Genomic DNA, 15,438 nt, shown 5'->3' with positions numbered 1-15,438 from the left:
GCGCTGAGCCCCCCGGGGTCAGTCCGTGGGCGACTCGTCCAGCTTCACGCGGACGTCGCGCTCGCTGGAGCCGCTGCGCACGTGGAGCACGATCGTGTCTCCCGGCGTCCGCGCGCGGATGGCCACGATCAGCTCGTCGGGGTCGGTGACGGGGCGTCCGTCGATGGCCAGGATGACGTCGCCGGGGTGGATGCCGGCGCGCTCGGCAGGACCGTTCGCCGTGACCGGCTGCCGGTCCTCCTGCGCGTCCGACGAGACCTGGACACCCTCGCCCGTGTACCGCTGGTCGAGCAGCACCCCGATGATCGGGTACGTCGCGCGCCCCGTCTCGATGAGCTGGTCGGACGTGCGCCGCACCTGGTTCGACGGGATCGCGAACCCCAGCCCGATGCTCCCGCCGACGAGCGACGTGGACCCCGGGGGCTGCGCGATCGCCGAGTTGATCCCGATGACCTCGCCCGCCGCGTTGACCAACGGGCCGCCGGAGTTGCCCGGGTTGATCGCGGCGTCGGTCTGGATCGCGTTGATGAACGCCTGGTCGTCCGGGTCCTCGGAGTCGCCCGCCGAGACCGGCCGGTTGAGCGCGCTGACGATGCCGGTGGTCACGGTCCCCGCCAGGCCGAGCGGCGCCCCGACCGCGACGACGGCGTCGCCGACCACGACCTGGTCGGAGTCACCCAGGAGCAGCGGCGTCAGGCCCTGCACCGCCACCTTGAGCACGGCGAGGTCGTAGTCGGCAGTCCGACCGACGACCGACGCCTCCTGCTCGCTGCCGTCGACGAACGTCACGGTGATGGTGGTGGCCGCGTCGTCCGCCTGCGCGATCACGTGGTTGTTGGTCACCAGGTAGCCGTCGCCGCGGAGCACGAACCCCGAGCCCGTGGCGCTGCCCTCCGGACCGTCGACCTGGATGGAGACGACGCTCGGGAGCACCCCGGCCGCGATCCCCGCCACCGACTCGGGCGACCGCACGATGGTGTTCGAGCCCGCGGCGGCGACCGGCAGCCCCGCGTCGGCCAGGTGGTCGTCCTCGCCCAGCCGGGAGCCGACGACCCCGCCGATCGCCCCGGCGGCGAGCGCGAGCACGAGGAGGGGCACCAGCCAGGCGGCCGAGAGCGTGCGGCGGCGCTTGCGGTGCAGGACGACGGTGTGGGGCACGCCGCTCGTCCCGGGTGCGGGCTCCTGCGTGGGAGGCGTCATCGCGTACGGGACCCCCGCCCAGTGGTCCGGGGCGGGCTGCGGCGCGGGCGTGCCGTACGGGTTCGGCGGCGCGAAGGGCGAGGTCGGCACCGAGCCGTGGGGCACCGACCAGTGCGTTCCCGGGGGGTGGACCTGCTCGGGGGCCGCGGCGGGGCGCGGGCTGCTGGTCGGAGCCGCCTCGGGCTCGGCCGGGCTCGGCGCTCGGTCCTGCGCGGTGGGCGTGCCGGGCGTCGGGGGCAGCGGTCGGCGGCCCGACGGCGACGCGAACGGGCTCTCGGTCCGGTCTGCCGGCGCCTCTCCGCCGGGCACCGCGACGGGCTGCGCGTCGTCGGGGGTGGTCATGGCCGTTCGAGCGCTCCTGTCACCGTGGCCCAGCCGCGCGTGATGCGCGCCGGTACGCCGTCGTCGAAGGCGCCGCCCGGAAAGGCTCCCACAAGTGTCGCGGTGGAGTCCGAGGACTGCGAGCCGACCACCTGCACGACCGTCCCGTCCGCCTGCCACACGACGTGCCACGGCTCGAACGAGAGCACGTAGACCTCACGTCCACCGACCTCGGCGGTCGGCGCACCGGCCAGCGCGGTCGTGTCGAGGCGGCCCTGCTGCTCGGTGACCACGAGCGAGGTGTCGTCCGGTCCGAGCACGTCGATCTCAAGCACCCGGGAGTCGTCGCCGGACCAGCGCACCGCGGTGACCGACCAGCCGTCGGGCAGCTCGGACGGGAACGACCAGGCGTGCGACCGCAGCCACGTGACGGTGTCGCCCGCGCTGTCGGCGACGGGCACGGTCGACGAACCCAGGTCGCCTGCCGAGGACGGGTCCACGGTGATCGCCTGGCCGAGCAGGCCGAGGTCCACCCCGGGGTGCATGGTGGGCACCACGTCGGGACGCTCGCCGAGCACGAAGAGCATCGCCGCGACCGCACCGACGCCCGCCATCGAGCCAGCCGCGATGCGCACGGACGACCGCCGGTGCCCCACGTCACCGCGCAGCGAGCCACCCGAGCGCCAACCCCGGCTGCCGAGGCCGCCGCTGGCGACGCCGTAGGACGCGAGCTCGTCGCGGGACTGCCGCACCGGGGGCGCGAAGAGGTCCGACGCCACCGGGTCGGTGCCGCACCCGAGGGAGAGGAGGCGCGCGGTCAGGTCGGGCGCAGGGGCGACCTCGTCGGCGGAGGCGAGGGCACGGCGGGCTGCGCGGGATGCGGTCAGCTCGGCGGAGCACTCGGGGCAGACGGCGACGTGCGCGAGGGCCTTCTCGGTCTCCGCCACCGAGAGCTGCCCGTCGACAAGCGCGCTGATCCGCGACCCGAGGTGGCTCATCCGAGGACCGTCAGCGGGGACTCGTCGGTGAAGGCGTGCGGCGCGCGGTGCTCGAGGGACACGCGCAGCCGCGCGCGGGCGCGGTGGATGCGCGAGCGGACGGTGCCCAGCTTGATGCCGAGCGTGACGGCGATCTCCTCGTAGGAGAGGCCCTCGATGTCGCAGAGGACGACGGCGGCGCGGTACTCCGGCGCCAGGTCGTCGAGGGCCCGCTGGATGTCCAGGTCGAGGTTGCCGTGCTCGAACGCGCGCTCGGGGGCGCCCAGCTGGTCGCCCGAGGCGTACCGCTCAGCGTCCTCGCCCATGGCGTCCATGCGGATGCGCTGCTTGCGGCGTGCCTGGTCGAGGAAGAGGTTGGTGGTGATGCGGTGCAGCCAGCCCTCGAACGTGCCGGGCGTGTAGGAGTGCAGCGAGCGGAACACCCGGACGAACGTCTCCTGCGTGAGGTCCTCGGCGTCGTGCTTGTTGCCCGTGAGCCGGTAGGCCAGCCGGTACACCCGTGCGGAGTGGTCGCGGACGATCTCCTCCCATGACGGTGCCTGCCAGGCGGCGGGCTGGGTGCTCATGGGGTCGGTCTCCTCGGTGCGTGCCATCGTGCTCCAGTGTCCCAGGTGGAACTGTGAGCCTCGAACGGTAGGAACGCCCACGGCGGGCGAGAAGTTCCGCCGGTAGCGGAGGCGCCCGCCTCCCGCATCGGTCGCGAGGGCGCGACTACGCTTGCCGACGACCGCCGGACCACCTTCGTCATCCGCCCCAGGAGGCAGCCATCTCCACCGACAAGGCCCAGAGCTGGGTCTACTGCGAGGAGTTCCTGCAGGAGGACGACATCGTGCTGCGCGCCCGCGAGCGCGCCGCGCAGCTGGGGTGCACCCCCGTCCTGCCCGGGTCCGGCGCCGCCCTGAGCGTGCTGGCGGCCGCCGTCGCCGCCCGCGCCGTCGTCGAGATCGGCACCGGCGCCGGCGTCGGCTCCCTGTACCTGCTGCGCGGCATGCCCGCCGACGGCGTGCTCACCACCATCGACCTCGAGGTCGAGCACCAGCGCGCCGCCAAGGAGGCGTTCGCCGAGGAGCGCGTCAAGCCCACCCGCACACGCACCATCTCCGGCCGCGCCCTCGACGTCGTGCCCCGCCTCACCGACGGCGGCTACGACCTCGTGTTCATCGACGCCGACAAGGAGAACTACCCCGGCTACGTCGAGCAGGCCGTGCGCCTGCTCCGGCCCGGCGGCGTGCTCGCGGTCGACAACGCCCTCTGGCACGACCGGGTGGCGGACCCCGCGCGCCGCGACGAGACCACGACCACCATCCGCGAGGTCGGCCGGATCGTCCGCGCCGACGACCGCCTGCTGCCGGCGCTGCTGCCCACCGGCGACGGGCTGCTGGTCGCGGTCAAGCGCTGACGCGGTACGGCCGGAAGAAGTCGCGGAGCTCCTGCGCGTAGAGCTCGGGCTCCTCGATCGGCGCGAAGTGCCCGCCGCGCGGCGGCTCGGTGACCCGGACGACGTTCGCCGTGCGGTCCAGCCACGCCCGCGGCGGCCGGACGAGGTCGCCGGGGAACAGCGAGAACCCGGACGGCACCTCGACCCGTCGGGCGTGCTGCTCCACCGGGATCGCCGAGTTGGCGCGGTACATCCGCATCGACGAGCCGATCGTGCCGGTGAGCCAGTAGATGGTCAGGTTGGTGAGGATCTCGTCCGCCGTGAGTCGGCGGTCGCTCCAGGACCGGAGCTTCTCGACGATCCACGCGGCGAGCCCCGCCGGTGAGTCCGTGAGGCCGACGGCTGCGGTCTGCGGCTTGGTGCGGTGCATCGCCGCGTACGCGCCCTCCGACCCGCCCCACGCGGCGGCACCCGCGAGGAAGTCGCGCTCCTCGGGCGTGAGGATCGACGGGTCTCCGGTGAAGACCGGCAGGCCTCCGTCGGTGCGGTGGACGGCGACGACACGGTCGGGATGGTCCAGTGCGAGGAAGCGGCTCACCCCGCTGCCGATGTCGCCGCCCGCGGCCCCGAACCGCTCGTAGCCGAGCACCGTCATGAGCTCCGCCCACAGGCCGGCCACGGCGACCGTGTCGAGCGCCGGACCGGTCGGGCGGTCGGAGTAGCCGTAGCCCGGCATGTCCGGGACCACCACGTCGAACGCGTCCGCGGGGTCGCCGCCGTGCGCGCCCGGGTCGGTGAGCAGCGGGATCACCTGGCTGTACCGCCAGAACGAGTCCGGCCAGCCGTGGCTGAGGACCAGCGGTAGAACAGGCCCGGTCGGCGCGACCGCGCGGGCGTGCACGTAGTGGATCCCGAGCCCGCCGATCCGGACCCGGAAGTGCGGCAGCCGGGCGAGCTCCGCTTCCTGCGCCGGCCAGTCGAAGCCGTCCGGCCAGTACGAGACCAGCTCGCGCAGGTACGCGACGTCGGTCCCGAGCGCCCAGCCCGCGTCGTCGGGTGCATCCGGCCAGCGCGTCGCGCGCAGGCGGGTGCGCAGGTCCGCCAGCGCGTCCGGGGCGGTGTGCAGGGTGAACGGCTCGGGGCGGGGCGTCACGTCCGGCATGCCGTCAGCCTAGGGCGGCGATCCGCAGTGCTAGGGGATGTGACACGAGCAAGAGGAGCGCGATGCCAAGTGGCGTCGGCCGGTGCTACCGTGGCAAAACCGACCGGTCGGTTTGTACGCTCACCACCTGCGGGTCTCGTCCGTCCGCGGGCTCCATCCAAGAGAGGACACACCGTCGTGACATCTCTGAGCTCGTGGCGCCGAGCCGTCGCCACCGCACTCCTGACCACCACGCTCGTCGCCGGGAGCATCGCCGCTCCGGCCGTCGCCGCGGACAACCCGTACCAGCGGGGCCCGGAGCCCAGCAGGACCAGCATCGAGGCCGCCCGCGGCCCGTTCGCCGTCGCGCAGACCTCGGTCTCCCGGTACGTCGTGACCGGGTTCGGCGGAGGCACCGTCTACTACCCCACCGACCAGTCCCAGGGCACGTTCGGCGCGGTCGTCGTCTCGCCCGGCTACACCGCGCGGCAGTCGAGCATCGCGTGGCTCGGTCCGCGTCTCGCGTCGCAGGGCTTCGTCGTGTTCACCATCGACACGACGACCGTCTACGACCAGCCGGCCTCCCGCGGCGACCAGCTGCTCGCCGCCGCCGACTACCTGACCCGGCGGAGCTCCGTCACCGGTCGTGTCGACGCCGCCCGGGTGGCCGTCATGGGCCACTCCATGGGCGGCGGCGGCACGCTCGAGGCCGTCAAGGACCGACCGTCGCTCAAGGCGGCGATCCCGCTGACACCGTGGAACGCGGACAAGACCTGGCCGGAGGTCACGACGCCGACCCTGGTGATCGGCGCGGAGAGCGACTCCATCGCCCCTGTGGCGTCGCACGCGCGGCCGTTCTACCAGACGCTCCCGGCATCCACGCCGCGCACCTACCTCGAGCTGCGCGGGGCGAGCCACTTCGCCCCGAACTCCGCGAACACCGCGATCGCGTCGTCGTCGATCTCCTGGCTCAAGCGGTTCGTCGACAACGACGCCCGGTACACGCAGTTCCTCTGCCCGGGACCGTCCGGCTCGGCGTACTCCGCGGTGAGCACGAGCTGCCCGTTCTGACCCGCAGGGCCGTGCACCCCGTGCCGTGACGAGACCCGTCACGGTGCGGGGTGCCCTCAGCGCAGGTCGTCGAGGTACCGCAGCAGGAGGCGCGCCCCGAAGCCGGTCGCGCCCTCGGTGACCTCGTGCTTGTCGGAGGTCGAGCGCGCGGGTCCGGCGATGTCGAGGTGGGCCCAGGTGCGCGCCCCGACGAAGTGCCGCAGGAACAGCGCCGCCGTGATCGACCCGCCGCCGATGTGCTTGTCGACCGGCACGTGCCGCAGGTCGGCGACCTCGGAGTGCACCGCCTCCTCGTACTCCTCGACGAGCGGCATGTGCCACGCCAGCTCGCCGGAGGCGTCGGCCGCCGCGAGGAGCGAGGAGACCAGCTCGTCGTCGGCGGAGTAGAGCGCGGCGTGCTGCTTGCCGAGGCCCAGGGTCGCGGCGCCGGTGAGCGTGGCGACGTCGATGAGCACGTCGGGGTCCAGGGTGGCGTCCGCCCAGGCCAGCGCGTCGGCGAGGACCAGCCGGCCCTCGGCGTCGGTGTTGGCGATCTCGACGGTCGTGCCGCCCCACATCGTCAGGACGTCACCGGGGCGGTACGAGGCTCCACCGAAGTGGTTCTCGGCGAGGGGCAGCACCGCCGTGACCCGGTGGGCGACACCCGCGGCGGCCGCACCGAGCACCGTGGCCAGCGCGACGGCGGCACCGGTCATGTCGGTCTTCATCGGGACCATGCCCTCGCGCGGCTTGATCGATAGGCCGCCCGTGTCGAAGGTGATCCCCTTGCCGACGACGACGACGTGCTTGCCGCCGGCGTTCGACGGCGTGTACGAGACGGTGACCAGCCTGGGCGACGACGCCGACCCGGCGCCGACCGCGAGGATGCCGCCGAAGCCCTCGGCCGTCAGCTCGCGCGGGCTGCGGACCGTGACCTCGAGGCCGGCCTTCGTCGCCAGGCGCTTGGCCTGGTCCGCCAGCCACGCCGGGGTCTTGGTGCTGGCCGGGGTGGTGGCCAGGTCCCGGACCAGCCACGTGGCGGTCGCCGCAGTGTGCCCCTCCGCGACCGCGGCGGCGGGTCGCATGCCGTCGCGCCCGAGCAGGACGAGCTCCGCCGCCCCGCGCGCCGGGGTGTCCGAGGTGGCCGCCGTCGGCGGGACGTAGGCGGCGAGCAGGTAGCCCTCGGCGACCGCGCGGGCAGCCGTGGCAGCCGTCGAGTCGTCCTGGGCGGCCTCGGCCCCGAGGGTCGTGACGACCCGCCGCAGGCCGCGCGTCGACCGGGCGAGCGCCGCACCGGCCCGGCGCAGGTCGGCGGGACGGCCGGAGCCGACGCCGACCAGCACGAGCCGCGGCGGGAGGCCCGACCACGGCAGGGTCACCGACGAGCCGACCGGCCGGGGCAGCTGCAGGACGTAGATGTCCCCCGCTGCGCCCGTCAGCCGTGCGCGCTCGCCGATCTCCGCGAGGTCGACCCCGTACCGCGCTGCGGCCTCGGCGGTCCCCTGGAGCGGGCGCAGCGCGTCGTCGCCCGCACGCGCCGGTGCCACCGGAACCGCGACCGCGTCGGTCGAGCCGTCGGTCAGCAGCGTCGTCGTCGCGATGCTGCCGCCGTCGACGGTCACCGCCGGGGGCGTGCGACCGATCGAGGAGCTCGTGCTTGCCCGTGCCATCGTCAGCTGACGACGGACGTCAGGGCCTCACCCAGCTCCGCGGCCTCGGTCGCGTTGAGCTCGACCACCAGCCGTCCACCGCCCTCGAGCGGCACGCGCATCACGATGCCGCGCCCCTCCTTCGTGACCTCGAGCGGGCCGTCACCGGTCCTCGGCTTCATCGCGGCCATGCGGGGCCTCTCCTTCAGCTCGTGCGTCCGGTGCGCGACTCGTGGGGGCGTTTTCACGCACCCCACGTCGGCCTCGTCTACCGGTTGTCCGCGGTCCATCCTAGTTCACCCGAGGCCCCTCACCTGTCCCGATGCCGGTCAGGCCACCGATCGGACGAACGTCCAGCAGCCGCCGCGGGCCGCCGGACCCGTCACGGGGGCCAGTCGGCCACCGGGTTGGCGTGCCACATCTGCCGGACCCACAGCACCTGGAGGCCGAGCATGAGGACGACGACCGCGCCGAACCACCACCGCCGGGCCGCGGGGGGCCGCGTGACGACGCCGGCGGTGACCGCCGCGAGGGGGAACGCCAGCAGGAGGAACCGCGCGAGGCTGCTGCCCGGCTCGACGACCGCCGCGATGTAGACGACGTAGGCGGCGGCCCACGCGTGCAGCTCGTTGCCCAGGCGCCAGGCGGCGGGCACGACGAGCACCGCGACCACGAGCGCGAAGCTGAGGACCACCACCAGCAGCGCGCGCGATCCGAACCAGAACTGCGGTACGTAGAACCAGCCACCGAACGGGGCGACCTCCCGGACGCCGCGCCACGCCTCCTGCGTCTGGAGGTACCCGTCCGGCACGCCGGTGACCCAGCCGCAGATGGCGGGCCACAGGAAGCCCGACGCGGCGGACAGGACCGCCAGCGCCCCCAGCCCCACGCCCGTGCGCCAGGTCCACGTGTCCGTCTCGCGCCGCGCGGACCACCAGCGGACCGCGGCGTGCACCACGACGACCGCGGCCATCGGCAGCGCGACCGCCCGCGTGAACCCCAGCGCGACGACGACGAGCGCCATCCACCCGTAGTCGCGGCGGATGAGCAGGAGCAGCGCGCCCGCGATGAGCAGCAGGGCGAGCGCCTCGGTGTACGCGACCTGGAGCACCGCCGCGGTGGGGAACACGCTGACCAGGGCGACCGACGCGAGCGGGAGCCCGGGCCGTGCGGCGACGGCCCGCGGTGCTCCCCGGACGACGGTCTGGTGGATCGCCAGGACCGCACCCGCGCCGAGCACCAGCGCCAGCAGGGGCGCGACGACGTCCCACGAGCCACCCGTCAGCTGCATCAGACCCCGCGCGAGCATCGGGAAGAGCGGGAAGAAGGCCCAGGCGTTCTGCTGGACCAGCCCGTCCTCCCCTCGCGGAAGCTCGGCGGGGTACCCGTTCTCCGCGACGGTGCGGTACCAGGAACCGTCGAACATGAAGCCGACGTACGGGAAGTAGTCCGGGTGCTCGGCGGTCCAGGGGTTCTGCTCCTGGACGCTCGCCACCCAGAGGAACACCACCGTCGTGAACACCCGCGCCGCGGCGTACACGGCGAGCACCTGGACCCACCAGGGCCGGCTCACCATCCACGCCCAGGCGCCGCTCGTCGTGCGTTCCGAGACGACCTCCTGCACCTCGCTCACGCCAGCCCCCTGACCGCCCGGGCGGGGGGTCGGTCCCCGCGGATGGACGCGACCATATCGAGGGTGCGCCGGGTCGCGCGCACGTCGTGAGCCCGGAACACCCGGGCGCCGAGCCACGCGGCCACCGCGGTCGCGGCGAGCGTGCCCTCGAGGCGCTCCTCGGCGGGCAGGTCGAGGGTCTCCCCCACGAAGTCCTTGCGCGACAGGGCCATGAGGACCGGGAAGCCGAGCGCCACGAGCGCCTCGGTGCGCCGGACCAGGTGCAGGGAGTGCCACGTGTTCTTGCCGAAGTCGTGCGTCGGGTCCACCAGCACGCTCGCGGGGTCGATGCCGAGCATGACGGCCCGGTGCGCCGCGGCGGACACCGTGCGGACGACGTCGTCGAGCACGCCGTCGAGCGGCACCGGACCCGGGTACTCGACCCGGAAGGGGTCGGTGCGGGGCCGGGCGCCGCCGGTGTGCGAGCACACGATGCCGAGACCGCGCTCGGCCGCGACCTCCATCAGCGCCGGGTCGTGCCCGGCCCACGTGTCGTTGACCAGGTCGACGCCCTCGTCGGCGGCCGCGCGCGCCACCTCCGCGCGCCAGGTGTCGACGCTGACCAGCAGGTCCGGGTGCCGGGCACGCACCCGCCTGACCAGGGGGATCACGCGCGCGATCTCCTCGTCGACCTCCACCCGCGGTCCGCGGCCGGCCCGCACCCCGCCGAGGTCGACGATGTCGGCGCCCTCGTCGACGGCGCGAGCGACTGCCTCGTCGGCCGACGCGTCGTCGTGCCGGGCGGGGGCGTAGAACGAGTCCGGCGTCCGGTTGACGACCGCCATGACGACCGGCCGGTCGGGTCCGATCTCGCGCCCGCGGAGGCGCAGGACGGCGCCGGCCGGGGGCGTCGTCACCGGCCCGAGTCCTCGGCAGCCCGTTCCGCGCGGGCGTTCGCGACGGCGGCCGCCTCCTCCGCCGCCCGCAGCTCCGCACCGCGCTCGAGCACGATCTTCACGGCCTCCTCGGCGGTGTCGACGACCTGCAGCAGCTCGAGGTCGGCGGCCGAGATCATGCCGCGGTCCAGCACCGTGCTGCCCACCCAGTCGAGCAGGCCCTGCCAGTAGTCGCGGCCGACCAGCACGATCGGGAAGCTGATCACCTTGTGCGTCTGCACCAGGGTCATGGCCTCGAAGAGCTCGTCGAACGTGCCGAACCCGCCGGGCAGCACCACGAAGCCCTCGGAGTACTTCACGAACATCGTCTTGCGCGCGAAGAAGTACCGGAAGTTCACGCCGAGCTCGACGTACTTGTTCATGCCCTGCTCGAAGGGCAGCTCGATGCCGAGCCCGACCGACAGCCCACCCGCCTCGAGCGCACCCCGGTTGGCGGCCTCCATGATCCCCGGACCGCCGCCGGTGATCACCGCGTACCCCGACTCGACCAGCAGCCGGGCGACCTCCGTGCCGAGCGCGTAGTCGGGGTGGTCCACGGGCACGCGAGCAGAGCCGAACACGCTCACCGCCGGACCGACCTCGGCCAGCGCGCCGAACCCCTCGACGAACTCGCTCTGGATCCGCATCACGCGCCACGGGTCTCCGTGCACCCAGTCGGCGCTGCCGTGGCCGCTCAGCAGGCGCTGGTCGGAGGTGGTCTTCGGGATCTGCTCGCCGCGCAGCAGGACCGGACCCTTCCGGTAGCCGTGGCCGGGCGCGGACACACCGTCGTCGCTCATGGCCCCGACTCTAGGTCGGTCGGGGCGCCGCTGCGGACGAGTCGCCCGACGTTCACCTCATGCGGTCAGCCACGCCCGCAGGGCCGCGTGCGCCAGGGTGATCTGGCCGACCGGGCAGTGCTCGTCGTCCTTGTGCGCCAGCAGCGGGTCACCGGGGCCGAAGTTCACCGCGGGCACCCCCAGCTCGGAGAACCGGGCGACGTCCGTCCAGCCGTACTTCGCCGCGGGCACACCGCCCGTCACCCCGAGCACCGCCCGCGCGAAGTCCTGCGCCGCCGGGGCGTCGAGGCCCGGTCGCGCGCCCGGGGCGGCGTCGACGATCTCGACGTCGTACCCGTCGAACAGCTCCCGCACGTGCGCAGCTGCCTGCTCGACCGAGGCCGACGGGGCGAACCGGTAGTTCACCGTGACGACACAGGCATCGGGGATGACGTTCGCCGCGGTGCCGCCGGAGATGAGGACCGCGTTCAGGCCCTCGCGGAACACGAGCCCGTCGACCTCGACCTCCGCGGGCGTGTACGCCTCGAGCCGCCGCAGCACCTCGCCGGCGGCGTGGATCGCGTTGCGGCCCATCCACGCCCGCGCCGAGTGGGCGGCCACGCCCGCCAGCCGGACCTCCGCCCGCAGGGTGCCGTTGCAGCCACCCTCGAGGCCTCCGTTGGTCGGCTCGCACAGGACGGCGAAGTCGCCCGCCACCCAGTCAGGGTGGTTCTGCACGAGCCGCCCGAGGCCGCTGAGGTCGGCCGCGACCTCCTCGTGGTCGTAGAACACCCAGGTGACGTCGTGCGTGGGCTCCGTCAGCTCGGCCGCGAGCGCGAGCTGAACGGCCACCCCGGCCTTCATGTCCACGGTGCCGCGACCCCACAGCTCGGCCAGCGCGCCCTCCCCGATGAGCCGCGTCGGCAGGTTGTCCGCGATGGGCACCGTGTCGAGATGCCCCGCGATGACGACGCGCGACGGACGTCCCGTCTGCGTGCGCGCGACGACCGCGTCGCCGTCGCGCAGCACCTCCAGGTGGCCGTACCGGGACAGCGCGTCCTCGACGGCGTCGGCGATCGCGCGCTCGTCGCCGCTGACGGACGGCAGGTCGCACAGGGCGCGGGTGAGGGACAGGAGATCGGTACCGAGGTCGAGGGTCGCCACGTCGCGACCCTAGCCCGCTCCGCCGTTGACCTAGGGTTGTCGCCATGACTGCACGGACGGCCTGGGGCTTCGGCCTGGCCACGGTGACCGACGACGGCACGACGCTGGACGTCTGGTACCCCTCGCCGGCCCTCGGTGCGCCCGACGACGACGCCACCGCACCGCCGTCGCTCACCGCGGCCGAGCGCGTCGACGAGGCCCGCGGCGTCCGCGTCGTGGTGGTGCGCACCGTCTCCGACCTGGACGCCCCGCTGGTGGACACCGCCGACGCCTACCTGCGCCTGCACCTGCTCTCGCACCGCCTGGTGCAGCCGCACGGCCAGAACCTCGAAGGCCTGTTCGGCGTCCTGCCCAACGTGGTCTGGACCGACCGCGGACCGTGCGCGGTCGACGGCTTCGAGGAGACGCGCGGTCGCATCCGCGCGGCCACCGGCGTGCCCCCCACCGTGCTCAGCGTCGACAAGTTCCCGCGGATGGTCGACTACGTGCTGCCGTCGGGCGTGCGGATCGCCGACGCCGACCGGGTCCGGCTCGGCGCGCACCTGGCGGCCGGCACCACCGTCATGCACGAGGGCTTCGTCAACTTCAACGCCGGCACGCTGGGCACGTCGATGATCGAGGGCCGCGTCTCCGCGGGCGTCGTCGTCGGCGACGGCTCGGACATCGGCGGGGGCGCCTCGATCATGGGCACCCTGTCCGGCGGCGGGCGCGAGGTCGTCTCCATCGGCTCGCGCACCCTGCTCGGCGCGAACGCCGGTATCGGCATCCCGCTCGGCGACGACTGCGTGGTCGAGGCCGGGCTCTACGTCACGGCCGGCACCAAGGTGTCGCTCGTCGGCTTCGAGGACGCGCCCCGCGTCGTCAAGGCCCGCGACCTGGCCGGACGCGACGGCGTGCTGTTCCGCCGCAACTCCCTGACCGGCGGCGTCGAGGCCGTCGCGCGCGCCGGGTCCGGTGTGCAGCTGAACGCGACGCTGCACGCCAACGAGTGAGCGCACGACGCCGGCGCCGCGCACGGCGGGCCGGGTTCGCCGTCGCCGCGGCCTCGGCCGTGCTGGTCGCGGGCATCGTCGGCGTGGTCGTCACGCTGAACCGCATGCACCCCGGACCGCCCACGGTCGAACGGTGCGTCGCCCAGCTCGACGGCACGGCGTGGTCCCTCAGCCCTGACCAGGCCCAGAACGCCGCCCTCATCGCCGCGACCGGCGTGCAGCGCGGACTGCCCGCCCGGGCCGTGACGATCGCGCTGGCCACCGCCCTGCAGGAGTCCAGGCTGGTCAACATCACCTACGGCGACCGCGACTCCCTCGGGCTGTTCCAGCAGCGCCCGTCGCAGGGCTGGGGAACCGCCGAGCAGGTGCAGGACCCCGTCTACGCGACCGGCCGCTTCTACGACGGCCTCGTCACCATCGACGGGTACGAGGACCTGCCCATCACCGAGGCCGCCCAGGCCGTGCAGCGCTCCGGCTTCCCCGATGCGTACGCGCAGCACGAGACGCGGTCGCGGGCGTGGGCGTCGGCCCTCACGGGATGGTCCCCGGCGACCCTGACCTGCGACCTGCACGACCCCGACCCGGCGGCCTCGTCGGCCGACGCGGTCGTCGCACGGGTGCAGCGCGACCTCGGCCCGCTCCCGGTCACCGCCGACGCCACGGGCGCCCTGGTGGTCGACACCTCGATGTTCGGGGCCGCGCAGGACCGTGCCCGGCTCGACTGGGCGGTCGCGCAGTGGGCGGTGTCCGTGGCCCAGCCGCTGCAGCTGACGTCCGTGACCGTCGCCGACCGCACCTGGGACCGCGACAGCGGCACGTGGGAGCCGACGACCGGCGAGCCGCTCCCCGCGGGGACCGTGCGGCTCACCCGCGCGAGCTAGCGGGCGTCGGCCTCGACGTAGTCACGGGCCGTCGCACCCGTGTAGATCTGCCGCGGACGGCCGATCTTCGTCTGCGGGTCCGTCATCATCTCGCGCCACTGCGCGATCCAGCCGGGCATCCGGCCGAGCGCGAAGAGCGGCGTGAACATCTCCTCGGAGAAGCCCATCGCCTTGTAGATGAGGCCGGTGTAGAAGTCGACGTTCGGGTACAGCTTGCGCGAGATGAAGTAGTCGTCGGAGAGGGCGATCTCCTCCAGGCCACGGGCCAGGTCCAGCAGCTCGTCGTTGTGGCCGAGGGCCTCGAGGACGGAGTCGGCGCTCTTCTTCACGATGGCGGCGCGGGGGTCGTAGTTCTTGTAGACCCGGTGCCCGAAGCCCATGAGGCGGACCCCGGGCTCCTTGTCCTTCACGCGCTTCATGAAGTCGGTGGCGTCGCCGCCGTTGGCCTGGATCTCCGTGAGCATCTTCAGCACGGCCTCGTTGGCCCCGCCGTGCAGCGGCCCCGACAGGGCGTTGATGCCGGCCGCGACGGACGCGTACAGGTTGGCCTGGCTGGAGCCGACGATGCGCACGGTCGACGTCGAGCAGTTCTGCTCGTGGTCGGCGTGGAGGATGAGCAGCTGGTCGAGGGCCGACACGACGACCGGGTCGGCCTCGTACTGCTGGTACGGCACGGCGAACGTCATGCGCAGGAAGTCCTCGACGTACCCGCGGGAGTAGTCGGGGTACAGCAGCGGCTCGCCCTTGGACGCGCGGTGCACGTAGGACGTGATGGTCCGCGTCTTGGCCAGGATCAGCACGGTGGCCAGCTCGACCGTCTCCGGGTCGAAGGGGTCCAGCGACTCCGGGTAGAACGTGGACAGCGCGTTGATCGCCGACGACATGACGGCCATCGGGTGCGCGTGGCGCGGGAACGTCCCCATGAACGTGCGGAAGTCCTCATGCACCAGCGTGTGGCGGTTGACCCGCTCCTCGAACGCGTCGAGCTCCGCGGGCGTCGGCAGCGCGCCGTGGATCAGCAGGTACGCGACCTCGAGGAACGTGGAGTGCTCGGCCAGCTGCTCGATCGGGTACCCGCGGTAGCGCAGGATGCCCTCGTCGCCGTCGATGTAGGTGATCTTCGACTCGCAGGACGCCGTGTTCATGAACCCCGGGTCCACGGTGACCAGGCCCGTGTCGCGCAGCAGCGAGGAGACGACGATGCCGTCGTTGCCCTCGGATGCGGTCACGATCGGCAGGTCCTTCGACTGTCCGTCGACGATCAGCTGGACCGGCGCGGTGACGACGTCCGACATGGTGTTCCTCTCCTGCGACGTCCGTCCTTGCGGGGGGTCCCGC

At 73.6% G+C, this 15,438-nt stretch carries 15 protein-coding genes; 4 read left to right on the top strand and 11 right to left on the bottom strand.

Annotated features, from left to right (window positions below; all coding sequences use genetic code 11):
• Positions 1–18 precede the first annotated feature (18 nt).
• From AC1DXT_RS05325 to sigE, 3 genes are read right to left on the bottom strand one after another with little or no spacing between them, the layout of a single operon-like run.
• Positions 19–1,542, bottom strand: a complete 1,524-nt coding sequence (locus AC1DXT_RS05325; RefSeq protein WP_477060302.1) for a S1C family serine protease — start codon at positions 1,540–1,542, stop codon at positions 19–21.
• Positions 1,539–2,519 (bottom strand): zf-HC2 domain-containing protein, encoded by a 981-nt coding sequence (locus AC1DXT_RS05320; protein ID WP_477060301.1) that lies wholly within the window; start codon positions 2,517–2,519, stop codon positions 1,539–1,541. Before AC1DXT_RS05320 ends, AC1DXT_RS05325 begins: the two co-directional genes overlap by 4 nt.
• Entirely contained in the window at positions 2,516–3,085 is a 570-nt protein-coding gene (gene sigE / locus AC1DXT_RS05315; RefSeq protein WP_421740579.1) for an RNA polymerase sigma factor SigE, read from the bottom strand. Before sigE ends, AC1DXT_RS05320 begins: the two co-directional genes overlap by 4 nt.
• Positions 3,086–3,285: 200 nt before the next feature.
• Between sigE and AC1DXT_RS05310 the strand changes: the two genes are divergently transcribed.
• Positions 3,286–3,918, top strand: a complete 633-nt coding sequence (locus tag AC1DXT_RS05310; RefSeq protein WP_477060814.1) for an O-methyltransferase — start codon at positions 3,286–3,288, stop codon at positions 3,916–3,918.
• On the opposite strand, the gene AC1DXT_RS05305 is transcribed toward AC1DXT_RS05310, so the two are convergent.
• The gene (locus tag AC1DXT_RS05305; protein ID WP_477060300.1) at positions 3,908–5,059 is read right to left on the bottom strand and encodes an epoxide hydrolase family protein; all 1,152 of its coding nucleotides are present in this window, start codon (positions 5,057–5,059) and stop codon (positions 3,908–3,910) included. The genes AC1DXT_RS05310 and AC1DXT_RS05305 overlap by 11 nt on opposite strands.
• A 177-nt stretch (positions 5,060–5,236) precedes the next feature.
• Between AC1DXT_RS05305 and AC1DXT_RS05300 the strand changes: the two genes are divergently transcribed.
• Positions 5,237–6,109, top strand: coding sequence for an alpha/beta hydrolase family protein (locus AC1DXT_RS05300; RefSeq protein WP_477060299.1), 873 nt, complete (start codon positions 5,237–5,239; stop codon positions 6,107–6,109).
• A gap of 56 nt (positions 6,110–6,165) precedes the next feature.
• On the opposite strand, the gene AC1DXT_RS05295 is transcribed toward AC1DXT_RS05300, so the two are convergent.
• The 6 genes from AC1DXT_RS05295 to dapE all read right to left on the bottom strand — a co-directional run bounded on the left by AC1DXT_RS05295 (position 6,166) and on the right by dapE (position 12,227).
• The gene (locus AC1DXT_RS05295; RefSeq protein ID WP_477060298.1) at positions 6,166–7,758 is read right to left on the bottom strand and encodes a leucyl aminopeptidase family protein; all 1,593 of its coding nucleotides are present in this window, start codon (positions 7,756–7,758) and stop codon (positions 6,166–6,168) included.
• A 2-nt stretch (positions 7,759–7,760) separates the two neighbouring features.
• Positions 7,761–7,928: a DUF3117 domain-containing protein gene (locus AC1DXT_RS05290; protein ID WP_013772033.1), complete on the bottom strand. Its 168-nt coding sequence runs from the start codon at positions 7,926–7,928 to the stop codon at positions 7,761–7,763.
• A gap of 191 nt (positions 7,929–8,119) precedes the next feature.
• Entirely contained in the window at positions 8,120–9,370 is a 1,251-nt protein-coding gene (locus AC1DXT_RS05285; RefSeq protein WP_477060297.1) for a hypothetical protein, read from the bottom strand.
• Positions 9,367–10,266, bottom strand: coding sequence for a dihydropteroate synthase (folP, locus tag AC1DXT_RS05280; RefSeq protein ID WP_477060296.1), 900 nt, complete (start codon positions 10,264–10,266; stop codon positions 9,367–9,369). Before folP ends, AC1DXT_RS05285 begins: the two co-directional genes overlap by 4 nt.
• Positions 10,263–11,084, bottom strand: coding sequence for an LOG family protein (locus AC1DXT_RS05275; protein ID WP_477060295.1), 822 nt, complete (start codon positions 11,082–11,084; stop codon positions 10,263–10,265). The genes folP and AC1DXT_RS05275 overlap by 4 nt, the downstream gene beginning before the upstream one ends.
• Positions 11,085–11,141: 57 nt before the next feature.
• On the bottom strand, positions 11,142–12,227 hold the full coding sequence (dapE, locus tag AC1DXT_RS05270; protein WP_477060294.1) for a succinyl-diaminopimelate desuccinylase: 1,086 nt from the start codon (positions 12,225–12,227) through the stop codon (positions 11,142–11,144).
• A 44-nt stretch (positions 12,228–12,271) separates the two neighbouring features.
• Between dapE and dapD the strand changes: the two genes are divergently transcribed.
• Complete coding sequence (gene dapD / locus AC1DXT_RS05265; RefSeq protein ID WP_477060293.1) at positions 12,272–13,219, top strand: 2,3,4,5-tetrahydropyridine-2,6-dicarboxylate N-succinyltransferase; 948 nt, start codon at positions 12,272–12,274, stop codon at positions 13,217–13,219.
• The gene (locus tag AC1DXT_RS05260; RefSeq protein ID WP_477060292.1) at positions 13,216–14,100 is read left to right on the top strand and encodes a hypothetical protein; all 885 of its coding nucleotides are present in this window, start codon (positions 13,216–13,218) and stop codon (positions 14,098–14,100) included. The genes dapD and AC1DXT_RS05260 overlap by 4 nt, the downstream gene beginning before the upstream one ends.
• On the opposite strand, the gene AC1DXT_RS05255 is transcribed toward AC1DXT_RS05260, so the two are convergent.
• Complete coding sequence (locus AC1DXT_RS05255) at positions 14,097–15,395, bottom strand: citrate synthase (protein WP_477060291.1); 1,299 nt, start codon at positions 15,393–15,395, stop codon at positions 14,097–14,099. The genes AC1DXT_RS05260 and AC1DXT_RS05255 overlap by 4 nt on opposite strands.
• Positions 15,396–15,438 lie beyond the last annotated feature (43 nt).

The sequence above is a fragment of the Cellulomonas sp. P1_G12_2 genome (assembly GCF_056405535.1).
This window is presented reverse-complemented; position numbering and strand designations above follow the sequence as displayed.

Bases quoted from the DNA above. Each gene is read 5' to 3' on its own strand.
- AC1DXT_RS05325 (WP_477060302.1), bottom strand. From the start codon at position 1,542: ATGACCACCCCCGACGACGCGCAGCCCGTCGCGGTGCCCGGCGGAGAG.
- AC1DXT_RS05320 (WP_477060301.1), bottom strand. From the start codon at position 2,519: ATGAGCCACCTCGGGTCGCGGATCAGCGCGCTTGTCGACGGGCAGCTC.
- sigE (WP_421740579.1), bottom strand. From the start codon at position 3,085: ATGAGCACCCAGCCCGCCGCCTGGCAGGCACCGTCATGGGAGGAGATC.
- AC1DXT_RS05305 (WP_477060300.1), bottom strand. From the start codon at position 5,059: ATGCCGGACGTGACGCCCCGCCCCGAGCCGTTCACCCTGCACACCGCC.
- AC1DXT_RS05295 (WP_477060298.1), bottom strand. From the start codon at position 7,758: ATGGCACGGGCAAGCACGAGCTCCTCGATCGGTCGCACGCCCCCGGCG.
- AC1DXT_RS05290 (WP_013772033.1), bottom strand. From the start codon at position 7,928: ATGGCCGCGATGAAGCCGAGGACCGGTGACGGCCCGCTCGAGGTCACG.
- AC1DXT_RS05275 (WP_477060295.1), bottom strand. From the start codon at position 11,084: ATGAGCGACGACGGTGTGTCCGCGCCCGGCCACGGCTACCGGAAGGGT.
- dapD (WP_477060293.1), top strand. From the start codon at position 12,272: ATGACTGCACGGACGGCCTGGGGCTTCGGCCTGGCCACGGTGACCGAC.
- AC1DXT_RS05255 (WP_477060291.1), bottom strand. From the start codon at position 15,395: ATGTCGGACGTCGTCACCGCGCCGGTCCAGCTGATCGTCGACGGACAG.